The organism is Frateuria sp., from assembly GCF_013362045.1.
In the GTDB taxonomy this organism is placed as follows: domain Bacteria; phylum Pseudomonadota; class Gammaproteobacteria; order Xanthomonadales; family Rhodanobacteraceae; genus Frateuria_A.
The window spans coordinates 1-11,485 of sequence record NZ_JABFWW010000021.1 but is presented as its reverse complement, the minus strand read 5'-3'; the positions used below and the strand labels follow the sequence as shown (position 1 = coordinate 11,485).

General features: G+C 68.1%; 11 protein-coding genes. 7 read left to right on the top strand and 4 right to left on the bottom strand.

The window, feature by feature from the left end; translation table 11 throughout:
- From HOQ08_RS01175 to HOQ08_RS01165, 3 genes are all read left to right on the top strand, one after another.
- Positions 1-510, top strand: a 510-nt coding sequence (locus tag HOQ08_RS01175) for a phosphopantothenoylcysteine decarboxylase (protein WP_291190340.1), incomplete at its 5' end; no start/stop codon positions are given.
- A complete protein-coding gene (dut, locus tag HOQ08_RS01170; protein WP_291190337.1) occupies positions 507-962 on the top strand; it encodes a dUTP diphosphatase in 456 nt (151 codons plus the stop codon). The genes HOQ08_RS01175 and dut, both read left to right, overlap by 4 nt.
- A gap of 26 nt (positions 963-988) precedes the next feature.
- Entirely contained in the window at positions 989-3,289 is a 2,301-nt protein-coding gene (locus HOQ08_RS01165; RefSeq protein WP_291190334.1) for a phosphomannomutase/phosphoglucomutase, read from the top strand.
- 83 nt (positions 3,290-3,372) lie between these two features.
- Here the strand turns inward: HOQ08_RS01165 and HOQ08_RS01160 are convergent, their stop codons facing one another.
- Entirely contained in the window at positions 3,373-4,008 is a 636-nt protein-coding gene (locus HOQ08_RS01160) for a DUF4124 domain-containing protein (protein ID WP_291190331.1), read from the bottom strand.
- 109 nt (positions 4,009-4,117) lie between these two features.
- The gene (pyrE, locus tag HOQ08_RS01155; RefSeq protein ID WP_291190328.1) at positions 4,118-4,765 is read right to left on the bottom strand and encodes an orotate phosphoribosyltransferase; all 648 of its coding nucleotides are present in this window, start codon (positions 4,763-4,765) and stop codon (positions 4,118-4,120) included.
- A gap of 81 nt (positions 4,766-4,846) precedes the next feature.
- Between pyrE and HOQ08_RS01150 the strand changes: the two genes are divergently transcribed.
- The 3 genes from HOQ08_RS01150 (at position 4,847) to HOQ08_RS01140 (ending at position 7,305) form a co-directional block, all read left to right on the top strand.
- Complete coding sequence (locus HOQ08_RS01150; protein ID WP_291190326.1) at positions 4,847-5,617, top strand: exodeoxyribonuclease III; 771 nt, start codon at positions 4,847-4,849, stop codon at positions 5,615-5,617.
- A gap of 67 nt (positions 5,618-5,684) precedes the next feature.
- Entirely contained in the window at positions 5,685-6,914 is a 1,230-nt protein-coding gene (locus tag HOQ08_RS01145; RefSeq protein ID WP_343203801.1) for an MFS transporter, read from the top strand.
- A gap of 97 nt (positions 6,915-7,011) precedes the next feature.
- Positions 7,012-7,305 carry a hypothetical protein gene (locus tag HOQ08_RS01140; protein WP_291190322.1) on the top strand — a complete coding sequence of 98 codons (294 nt, stop codon included), beginning with the start codon at positions 7,012-7,014 and terminating at the stop codon, positions 7,303-7,305.
- Between the two features lie 24 nt (positions 7,306-7,329).
- Here the strand turns inward: HOQ08_RS01140 and HOQ08_RS01135 are convergent, their stop codons facing one another.
- Positions 7,330-8,457: an anhydro-N-acetylmuramic acid kinase gene (locus HOQ08_RS01135; RefSeq protein ID WP_291190320.1), complete on the bottom strand. Its 1,128-nt coding sequence runs from the start codon at positions 8,455-8,457 to the stop codon at positions 7,330-7,332.
- 12 nt (positions 8,458-8,469) lie between these two features.
- The gene (locus HOQ08_RS01130; RefSeq protein WP_291190318.1) at positions 8,470-9,912 is read right to left on the bottom strand and encodes a peptidoglycan DD-metalloendopeptidase family protein; all 1,443 of its coding nucleotides are present in this window, start codon (positions 9,910-9,912) and stop codon (positions 8,470-8,472) included.
- A 178-nt stretch (positions 9,913-10,090) separates the two neighbouring features.
- Between HOQ08_RS01130 and tyrS the strand changes: the two genes are divergently transcribed.
- Entirely contained in the window at positions 10,091-11,302 is a 1,212-nt protein-coding gene (gene tyrS, locus HOQ08_RS01125; RefSeq protein WP_291190316.1) for a tyrosine--tRNA ligase, read from the top strand.
- Positions 11,303-11,485 lie beyond the last annotated feature (183 nt).

Sequence of the window (11,485 nt, the reverse complement as noted above, 5' to 3'; positions counted from 1 at the left end):
GTCGCCGGCCCGGTCAGCCTGGCCACGCCCGCCGGCGTGGCGCGCCGCGTGGACGTGCGCAGCGCCGCGCAGATGCGCGAGGCGGTGCTGGGCGAGGCGCGCGGGACCGACATCTACATCGGCGCCGCCGCGGTGGGCGACTATCGCCCGGTCCAGGCGGCGCCGCGCAAGCTCAAGAAGCACGAGGGCACGCCGCTGGTGCTGGAGCTTGCGGAGAACCCGGACATCCTGATGGAGCTGGCCGCCGCCGAAGCGCGTCCGTTCCTGGTCGGCTTCGCTGCCGAAACCCACGATGTGGCGAGCTACGCGCAGGGCAAGCTCGCCCGCAAGGGGCTGGACATGATCGCCGCCAATCGCGTCGGCGAAGGCCTGGGCTTCGAGGCCGAGGACAACGCGCTCAGCGTGTACTGGCCCGGCGGCGGCGAGGAACTGCCGCGCGCCTCCAAATGCGAACTGGCCGCGCGGCTGGTCGAGTGCGTCGCCCAGCGCTACCGGGCGGCGCGCGCATGATCGACATCGAGCTGAAGGTCCTCGACCCGCGCCTGGGCGACACCATCCCGCTGCCCGAGTCAGCCACCGCCGGCAGCGCCGGCATGGACCTGCGCGCGGCCATCGACGCCCCGCTCACCCTGGCACCGGGCGAAAGCGCATTGGTGCCCAGCGGCATCGCCATCCACATCGGCGATCCCCATTGGTGCGCACTGATCGTGCCGCGCTCGGGATTGGGCCACAAGCATGGCCTGGTGATGGGCAACCTGGTCGGCGTGATCGATGCCGACTATCAGGGACCGCTGATGATTTCCTGCTGGAACCGCGCCGGCGCGCCCTACACCATCGGCGTGGGCGACCGCATCGCGCAAATGCTGCTGGTGCCGGTGACGCAGGCGCGGTTGCGCGTGGTGACGGAGTTCGCGCCGTCCGACCGCGGCACCGGAGGGTTTGGTTCGACGGGCATCAACTGAAGCTGCTGCAGGCGGCTGGGGGCGAGATGGCAAGAACGATCATCGCAGGAGATGCATGGCGCCGGCTGTTGCCGCTCGCCGGTGCCACCGTGCTGTTGCTGCTGGGCCTGTTCTGCGCCTGGCAGACCTGGCTGATCGCCAGCGAAAGCGGCCAGGTGGCGCGCGTGCATGCGGCACAGCGGCAGGCTGTGCAGTCGCTGGCGACCGAGATCACCGCCGAACGCAGCCGAGTCGCGCAGGCGGTCGCCGCGGTGGATCCTGCCGCCGCGCAGGGCGACCGTGCGCAGCTGGCCGCCACGCTGCGCGCCAGGCTTCCCGGCGCGCTGGAAGTGAACGTCTACAGTGCAAGCCTGGACGAGGTGCTGCACGCCAACTACCGCGAATTCGGCTACGCCAAGGCGGCCCAGCTGATGGCCGCGCAGACCAGCGACGGCAACCTGCCGTTGCAGACCGTGGTGGTCAATGGCGAGCGGCGGTTGAGCGTGGTGCAGCCGCTGGGGCCGGCAACGCGGCCGCTGGCCTGGGCCTGGGTGGAACTGCCGTTCACGCCGCTGCAACAGCGCTTCGAGTCCATTGCGCCCGGTAATGGCCGCATCGACCTGCGCCAGGGCGACGATCGCAGTGCGCTGAGCCTGCTTTCGCGCGGCACGGCGTCGGCCGAACCGGAAGGCGACGCCGCACCGGTGCCCGGCAGCAGCTTCAGCGTGGGCGCCGCACTTCCGGGTGCCTTCATCCTGTTGCCGCGCCTCTGGCCGCTGGCAGCGCTGCTGGCGCTGGCGTGCATCGGCGGTGGCCTGTACCTGCTATGGCTGCGTGGACGATCGCCCGCGCGCCGAGAGCTTCAACCCAAGGAGATCATGGTGTCAGACGTCATTCCAGCCAAGCTCCAGCCGGCCCCGCCGGTGGTGCGTGCCGCAGCCACGCCGCCCACGGCCAGTCCCGCCGATGCGGTCGATCCGAGCATCTTCCGCGCCTACGACGTGCGCGGCGTGGTCGGCAAGACGCTCACCGCGCGGGTGGCGCACCTGCTGGGCCAGTCGATCGGCACGCTGATGCGCGAGAAGGGGCTGTCGGAGATCGTGGTCGGGCGCGATGGGCGGCTGTCCGGTCCGGAACTGGCCGGCGCGCTGTCCGACGGCCTGCGCGAGGCGGGCATCGACGTCATCGACGTGGGCGCGGTGCCGACCCCGGTGGTCTATTTCGCCGCCTACCGCTTCAACACCGGCAGCGGCGTGGCGGTCACCGGCAGCCACAACCCGCCGGACTACAATGGCTTCAAGATCGTGGTCGGGGGCGAGACGTTGTCCGAGGGCGCGATCCAGGACCTGTACCAGCGCATCGCCAGCGGCGCGCTGGAGGACGGCGGCCACGGCGGCCTGCGCCACGTGGACGTCGTGCCGGACTACATCGAGCGGATCACCTCCGACGTGCAGGCCGAGCGCCGCCTGAAGGTCGTGGTCGACTGCGGCAACGGCATTCCCGGCGCGGTGGCACCGCAGGTGCTGGAGGGCATCGGCTGCGAGATCATCCCGTTGTACTGCGAGGTGGACGGCACCTTCCCCAACCACCACCCGGATCCCTCCGACCCGCACAACCTGGAAGATCTGATCCACGCCGTGCGCCAGACCGGCGCCGACCTCGGCGTGGCCTTCGACGGCGACGGCGACCGCCTGGGCGTGGTCACGCGCGAAGGCGAGATCATCTTCCCCGACCGCCTGCTGATGCTGTTCGCGCGCGACGTGCTCTCGCGCCAGCCGGGCGCCACGATCATCTACGACGTCAAGTGCACCGGGCATCTGAAGGGCCAGGTGCTGGAGGCTGGCGGCAGCCCGCTGATGTGGCGCACCGGCCACTCGCTGATCAAGGCCAAGATGCGCGAGACGCAGGCGGAACTGGCCGGCGAGATGAGCGGCCACTTCTTCTTCAAGGAACGCTGGTTCGGCTTCGACGACGGCATCTACGCCGGCGCGCGGCTGCTGGAGATCCTCGCCGGCGACATCGAGGGCCGCACGCCGGAAGAGATCTTCGCCACCTGCCCGAAGGGGGTGTCCACGCCGGAGCTGAAGATCGAGCTGGCCGAGGGCGAGCACTACCGCTTCATCGAGAAGTTCAAGGAAAAGGCCAGCTTCGGCGACGCCACCCTGGTCACCATCGACGGCGTGCGCGCCGACTGGCCGGACGGCTGGGGCCTGGTGCGCGCGTCCAACACCACGCCGGTGCTGGTGCTGCGCTTCGACGCGGACAACCCGGCGGCGCTCAGGCGCATCCAACAGGCGTTCCGCGAGCAGCTGTTCCTGATCGATCCGGGCCTGAAGCTGCCGTTCTGACGAAAACGCAGGTCGTGGGCTGAAGCCTTTCCTGCGCAGCCCCCGCAAGGTGGGCTTGGGCCCATCTTGCGAGGTGCACGGACTTACTGGCGCTGTTCGTTCTGTGCCTTCTTCAGCGCGCGGTAGTGATCGAGCTGCTGCGCGGCCAGCTTCTGGGCCTCGTCGCGGTGGTCCTGCTGGCGTTCCAGCGCCGCGTGCTGGGTGGCGACCACGTTGCGCTGTTCACCGATGCTGTCGGCCAGGTACTTGGGGACCGGCTTCTTGTCGCGCTCCAGTTCGGCCGCGCGGCCGAGCAGATCGGCCAGCGCCTTCTCCTGGCTGCGCAGGTTGATGCGGGTGGTATTGATCTGCTGGTCGATCGCGGCGATTTCTTCCTGCTGCGCCTGCTTCAGCGCGGTCTCGTCGCCGAAGGCGTTGAGCATCTGCAGATCGGCGCGCTTGCGCGCATCTTCCGCACGCTGCTGGGCGGCCTGCTCGGCGGCCACCTTGTCGGCCGCGGCGCGTTCCTCGGGACTGAGCTGGCGCTCGACGTGGCGGACCACCATGCCCTGGTCGTTGACCAGGTCGTAGCCGAACTTCATCGCATCGGCGGTGAGGCTATCGCTGTAATGCGAGAGACCCTTGCCGTCGCGCCAGTGGTAGCGGATGCCGCTGCTCTGGGCGTGGGCGGTCAGGACTGTCGCCAAGGCGATGGCGGCGGCAGAAACGGACTTGCGCATGGATACCCCTCCTGGCGGGCAGTATAGCCATCGTGCGGATGCTGCCTAAAGCCTGGACGAAGGCCGCTCCCGCGCGTGTGACGCCGGTCGCCACACGGGCGACGGATGCTCACCGGCCGACGCCGTAGCGGGAGCGGTAGTCGAGCAGGCGGGCATGCTCGCTGGCCAGTTCCGGACGCTCGCCGGCATAGGCGAGCACTTCGTCCAGGCCGGTGATGGCGATCACCGGAATGCGGTGGTCGTGCGCCACTTCCTGTGCAGCCGACAACTCACCCTGGCCGCGCTCCTGGCGGTCCAGCGCGATCAGCACGCCGGCGGGCGTGGCGCCGTGCGCGCGGATCAGCGCCAGCGACTCGCGCACGGCAGTGCCGGCGGTCATCACGTCATCGACGATCAGCACGCGCCCCTTCAGTGGCGCGCCGACCAGCACGCCGCCCTCGCCGTGGTCCTTGGCCTCCTTGCGGTTGTACGCCCACGGCAGGTCGCGGCCATGCCGCGTAGCCAGGGCGATGGCGGTGGCAGCCGCCAGCGCGATGCCCTTGTAGGCGGGGCCGAACAGCATGTCCACGGGAAGCTCCGCACGCACCAGCGCGGCGGCGTAGGCGTCGCCCAGCCGCGCCAGCGCGGCGCCGGAATCGATGCGGCCCAGGTTGAAGAAATACGGGCTTTGTCGCCCGGACTTGAGGGTGAACTGGCCGAAGCGCAGCACGTCGCGCGAAAGCGCCAGTTCAATGAAGTCGCGTTGATGGGGTTGCATCGTGGAGTTTTTCACAGGTCGACGGGCGGAGGGCGCTTGTGGCTATTATCCATCGCTTCCCGCACCACGAGCCCGCACCGCATGAGAATCATCACGCTCAACGCCAACGGTATCCGCTCGGCCGCCAGCAAGGGCGTGTTCGACTGGCTGCGTATGCAAGCCGCCGACGTGGTCTGCCTGCAGGAAACCAAGGCGCAGGAGGACCAGCTCACCGATGCGATGTTCCGTCCCGACGGGCACCACTGCTTCTACCGTGACGCCAGCTGCAAGAAGGGCTACAGCGGCGTGGCGATCTATGCGCGCCGCGAGCCGGACGCGGTGCTCACGGAGTTGGGCTGGGAACCGTTCGATTGCGAGGGCCGCTACATCGAGGCGCGCTTCGGCAACCTGTCGGTGGTGTCGCTGTACGTGCCCTCGGGCTCCTCCGGCGAGGAGCGCCAGCAGTTCAAGTTCAAGGCGATGGACTTTCTCTCGCCGATCTTCGACGCATGGCTGAACAGCGGGCGCGATTACGTGATCTGCGGCGACTGGAACATCGTGCACACTAAGAACGACATCAAGAACTGGAGTTCCAACCAGAAGAACTCCGGCTGCCTGCCCGCCGAGCGCGCCTGGCTGGACCTGTTGTTCCACACCCGCGGCTGGGTCGACAGCTTCCGCGCGATCAAGCCCGAAGCGGTCGAGTACACCTGGTGGTCCAACCGCGGCCGCGCCCGCGAGAACAACGTGGGATGGCGCATCGACTACCAGGTCTGCACGCCTTCGCTGCGCGAGCGCATGCGCGGGTGCTCGGTCTATCGCGAGCAGCGCTTCTCCGACCACGCGCCGTACACGGTCGACTATGCCGACTGAGCCGGGCGCACCGGCGCCGCGCAAGCCCTCGATCTGGCGCGCGTTCGCGCAACCGGCGGCGGGCACCATGGCGTTGCTGGGGTTTTCCTCGGGGCTGCCGTTCCTGCTGGTCGCCGGCACGTTGGCGTACTGGCTGAAGGAAAACGGCATCAAGCTGGTCGACATCACGATGATCGCCAGCGCCGGCATGACCTACGCCTTCAAGTTCCTCTGGGCGCCGCTGCTGGACCATTGGCGGTTGCCGGGTTTCGCCCGGCTGGGCCAGCGGCGCGGGTGGCTGCTGTTCGCCCAGCTGTGCGTGACCGCAGGACTGCTGGCGATGGCGCTGCTGACACCCGCGCAGCTGGCACCGTTCGTGGCGGCGACCTTGCTGGTGGCGTTCTTCGGCGCCACTCAGGACGTGGCCATCGACGCCTACCGCATCGAGATCGCGCCGACCGAAGCGCAGGGCGCGCTGGTGGCGACCTATGCGCTCGGCTATCGCATCGGCCTGCTGCTAGCCGGCGCGGTGGCGTTGATCCTGGCCGATCATTTGCCCTGGCGCGTGGTGTACCTGGTGATGGCCGCCGCCATGGCCATTCCCCTGGCCACCACCCTGCTGGCGCGCGAGCCGGACGTGCTGCGGGTGCGGCCGCCGAGCTGGCGCGCGGCCATGCGCGAGAGCGTGCTCGATCCGTTCGTCGATTTCTTCCGCCGCTACGGCGCCCAGGCGGCGCTCGTGATCCTGCTCTTCATCCTGCTGTTCAAGATTCCCGAGCAGGCCACCATCGGCGGGATCATGAGCCCGTTCTACAGGGACATGCAGTTTTCCAAAACGCAGATCGGCGCGATCACCAAGATCTACGGCGTTTGGATCGGCATCGTCGGCGTGTTCCTGGGCGGCGCGGCGGTGGCGCGCTGGGGCGCGTGGCGTTCGCTGGGCGCCACGGTGGTGCTGTGCGGCTGCAGCAACCTGCTTTACCTGACGCTGATCCCGCACCCGGGCAATATCGCCGTATTGACCCTGGTGATCTCGGCGGAGAACCTCACCCTGGGCATGCTCGGGCCACCCACGGTGGCGTTCCTGTCGATGCTGGTCAACCGCCAGCACACTGCCACTCAGTACGCGCTGCTGAGCTCGCTGGTGAACCTGCCCGGCAAGCTGCTGGGCTTTTTTGCCGGTGGTATCGCCACGGCCGCCGGCTATGCCGGCTATTTCGTGCTCACCGTGCTGGCGCTCATTCCGGCCATGTTGCTATATGCCGCGTTGTGGCGCCGCTTCCGTGCCGAAGAACAAGCCGTGCCTGCGGGAGTGTGATCGGCCCGGCAGAGCCCATCGGCCGGCTGCTGCAAACATGGCGAATCTATGCAACCATGCCTTGCCTATCGGGCATGCGTGACACGGAGCGACGCACGTGCCGGACCTCGTCATACGCCATATCGACAGCATGATGGCCGAGCGCATCAAGACGCTCGCGAAGGACCGTCACTGGTCCATCAACGACGTCGTGCTGCATGCCCTGCGCCATGGCCTGGGCCTGAGCTCCGCCGGGCAGATCTCCAGCGAGACCTTGTTCGACCCGAACAGCCTGGTGCTGGGCGGACAATGGGACCTGGCCGAGAAGGCGGTTTTCCAGGAGGCCCTGCAGGCGCTCTCCCTCACGCGGCCCACGCAGCTGGCGCCGTCGAGCGCATCCACGCTGGGCTAGTTGGCGGTCGTTGCGCCGGCGGTGTCATTCCCGCGGCGCCAGATAAAGCGCACCGAGCACCCGCCGGCCCCGCGCGCCGGTCACCGCGGGCAGATTGCCCGGCAGGCCCAGGATGCGCTGGCGGGCGAGCCAGGCGAAGGCGGTTGCCTCCAGGAAATCCGGATCGATGCCGCAGCTTGCGGTGCTGGCCACCCGGCATGGGGCCAGGCATTGGACCAGCCGCTTCATCAGGCGCGGATTGTGGACGCCGCCGCCGCACACCAGCACGTCGACGGCCGAGGGTGCGGAGGTCCGGACCGCGTCGGCCACGCTGCGCGCGGTCAGCTCCAGCAGGGTGGCCTGCACGTCGGCCGACGCCAGCATCGCTGCGCGCGGCTGACGCCGTAACCACGCCAGGTGGAAGTGCTCGCGGCCGGTGCTCTTGGGCGGAGCGAGCGAGAAGTAGGGATCGGCCAGCAATGCATCGAGCAGCGCTGCGTCGACCTGGCCCGCGGCCGCGAACGCGCCGTCGCGGTCGAACGCCTCGCCGCGGTGCTGCAGGCACCAGGCATCGAGCAAGCCGTTCGCCGGGCCGGTGTCGAAGCCGATTACCCGGCCGCCGGCTTCCAGCACGGTGATGTTGGCGATGCCACCCAGGTTCAGCACGATACGGGTGCGGCCCGGCTGCCCGAGCAGCATGGCATGCACTGCCGGCAGCAACGGCGCGCCCTGACCGCCGGCGGCGACGTCCGCGCGGCGGAAGTCGGCGACCACGTCGATACCGCAGTGCTCGGCAATCACCGTCGGATCGCCCAGTTGCAGGGTGAAGGGTTCATCGCCGCCTGGCCGGTGCCGCACCGTCTGGCCGTGCGACCCGATGGCACGGACCTGCGAGGGTGTCGTACCGCTGGTTTGAAGCAGGGCGCTTGCCGCCTGGGCGAAGTGGCGGCCGACAGCAACGTCCAGCCGGCCAAACGCATCCAGGTCGAAAGGCGCCAGGTCCTGCGCGACGGAGAGCACGCGCTGGCGCAGCGCGTCGGGCCACGGGTAGGTGAGCGAGGCGCGCAGCTGCGGCAGCCCCTGGTCGAAGGATACCAGCGCCGCATCGATGCCGTCGGCGCTGGTGCCCGAGATCAGGCCCAGATAGAGGGCCGATGCGTCATCGTCGCTCAAGCGCGGCGGCCGTCAGTCGTCGTTGCGCGTGGTCGAGCCAGCCTGGGCGAGCTTGATGTTGGCGTCCATGGCCTTCAGGCGCGCCAGCTGCGGACGTACCGCCTGGCTTTCGAAGCGCGCCAGCTGCGCGGCCGGCAGGGGTTGCGGCTTGGGCAGGGTCACCGTCTGCGGATCGCGCTGCGTGCCGTTGACGCGGAACTCGTAATGCAGATGCGGGCCGGTGGCCAGGCCGGTCATGCCGACATAGCCGATCACCTGGCCCTGGGCGACATGCTGGCCCACGCGCTCCTTGGCGAAGCGGGACATGTGGCCATAGGCGGTGCTGATGCTGCCGTTGTGCTGGATCACCACGAAGTTGCCGTAGCCGTTCATCCAGCCCTTGAACTTGATCACGCCATCGCCGGCGGCGTGGATTGGGGTGCCGGTGGGCGCGGCGTAATCGACGCCCTTGTGCGCGCGCATGCGGCCGAGGATGGGATGGAAGCGCGCGGCGCTGAAAGTGGAAGAGATGCGGGTGAAGTCCACCGGGATGCGCAGGAACGACTTCTGGATCGGACGGCCGTCCTCGCTGAACCAGCCGTAGCGGCCATCGGCCTTCTTGAAGCGATAGGCGGTGTAGCGGCGTCCCTGGTTGACGAACTCGGCGGCCACGATGTCGCCCTCGGCGTAGTAGCTGCCGTCGCGGTAGACGTCGTCGTAGATCACCGTGAAGCTGTCGCCCTCGCGCAGGTCCTGCACGAAATCGACGTCGTATTTGAACAGGTCGGCGAGCTTGCCAACCATCGCCTGGCTCATGCCGGCCTTGGCCGCGGCGGCGTAAAGCGAACTGGTGATCGTGCCGTGCGCGACGTGCTCGCGGGTCTCCATCGCACGCGGCTGCACCGCCAGCGTGGACTGGCTGCCGTCGAAGCGCACGACCGCGCGGTTGGCCTCGTCCTTGTCGAAACGGATGCCCTGCAGGCTGCCGTCGCCGCCGAGCAGGAAATCGAATTCCTGGTGCGGACGGATATTATGGAACGCGCCCTTGGCGGACCCCGCCGCGTCCATCACGCGCTGCAGGTCGGTCAGGCTCAGGCCCTGGTCCTTGAAGATGTCCGACAGCGTCTGCCCAGGCTGCACCTGCACCACGTGCCAGTCTTCCATCGCTGGCGTGGGCATCGCCGTGGCCGGCGCCTTGGGCAGGGTGAGCGGGAGCAGGGTATGTACGGCCGGTTCCGGATCGGGCCGCATCGCGCTGGCCCAGGCGGGCAGGAAGATGCCGGACAAGGCGGTCAGCAGCAGCGCGGTGCCGGCCAGCACCCAGCGTTCGCGATGCCAGTTGATCGGCTCTCCTTCGCCGTGGCGGCTGAACGACCAGTGCGAGCAACGTTCGTAGAAGTGCATGTGGCGGCGCTGCGCCTTGCGACGGATAGCCTGCTTGCGCGCCGCCCGCGCGATCTGCTCGCCCTCACCCATGCTCTTCGCCCCGCGTTACAAAGTACCCAGGCGCCGTACCTTAGCGGCCACGTATAAAGGGCGTCAACGCCTTTCCATTCAAGGATTTGCGCTGGTTTTCTGATTAACGCACAATTAACGTCATTTTGTGAACGGCGGCCCGTTGCCGCCGTCCAACCGATCTGGATAGAGGACACCCATGAACGAGCTTGAGCAGGCGCTGGCGACCATCGCCCGCGGCGCCGACGAGATCATCAAGCAGGAAGACCTGGCCGAGCGCCTGAAAAGTGGCCGCCCGCTGCGAATCAAGGCCGGCTTCGACCCCACCGCGCCGGACCTGCACCTTGGGCACACCGTGCTGCTCAACAAGATGCGGCAGTTCCAGGACCTGGGGCACCAGGTGATCTTCCTGATCGGCGACATCACCGGAAAGATCGGCGATCCCACCGGCAAGAACGTCACCCGCAAGCCGCTCAGCCGCGAGGACGTGCTAAAGAACGCTGAGACCTATGCCAGCCAGGTCTACAAGGTGCTCGACCGCGAGCGCACCGAGGTGCGCTTCAACAACGAATGGTTCGGCAAGATGTCCGCTGCCGACATGATCAAGCTGGCCGCGCAGCACACTGTCGCGCGCATGCTCGAGCGTGACGACTTCGCCAAGCGCTACGCCGCGCAGCAGCCGATCGCCATCCACGAGTTCCTCTATCCGCTGGTGCAGGGCTACGACTCGGTCGCGCTCAGTGCGGACGTGGAGCTCGGCGGGACCGACCAGAAGTTCAACCTGCTGATGGGTCGTGCGCTGCAGGAACACCATGGCCAGCCGCCGCAGGTCGTGTTGACGATGCCGCTGCTGGAGGGCCTGGACGGCGTGCACAAGATGTCCAAGTCGCTCGGCAACTACATCGGCATCGACGAGCCTGCCATCGACATCGTCACCAAGACCATGAAAATTGACGATGCGCTGATGTGGCGCTGGTTCGAGTTGCTCAGCTTCGAGGTGTCGCTCGATGCCTTGGCGCGCATGAAGCGCGAGGTGGAGGGCGGCGCGCTCAACCCCCGGGACGCCAAGCTCCGGCTGGCACGCGAGCTGGCCACGCGCTTCCACGATGCCTCTGCGGCCGAGCAGGCCATCGCCGGCTGGCACGCGGTGGTGCGCGGTGAAGGCGACACCTCCGTGCTGCCTCTCGCCGAGATCATCGTCCCGGCCGATGGGTTGCGCTTACCGGCACTGCTCACCGCCGCTGGGCTCGCCGCCAGCAATTCGGAAGCGAACCGCAAGCTCAAGGAGCGTGCGGTGCGCATCGACGGCGAAGTGGCCGAGGATGCGCAGCGCTCGTTCGGCGAGGGCTTCGAGGGCGTGCTGCAGATCGGCAAGCGCAACTTCGCGCGGGTGAGGCTGGTCGCAGGCTGAGCGCCTTTATGTCGAAGTAATGGCCGGGCTCGCTTGTCATTCGCGGGCGCTGTCTCTACTATTCGCGGCCCGTCGCTCGATCCCCTCGGCCGACAACTCCCACGGCAGAAAATTCTTCTTCCGCAGGTGTTGACGGACAGAGAAAGGGATGTAGAATGGGCGGCTCACCCGGGACGAAAGGTT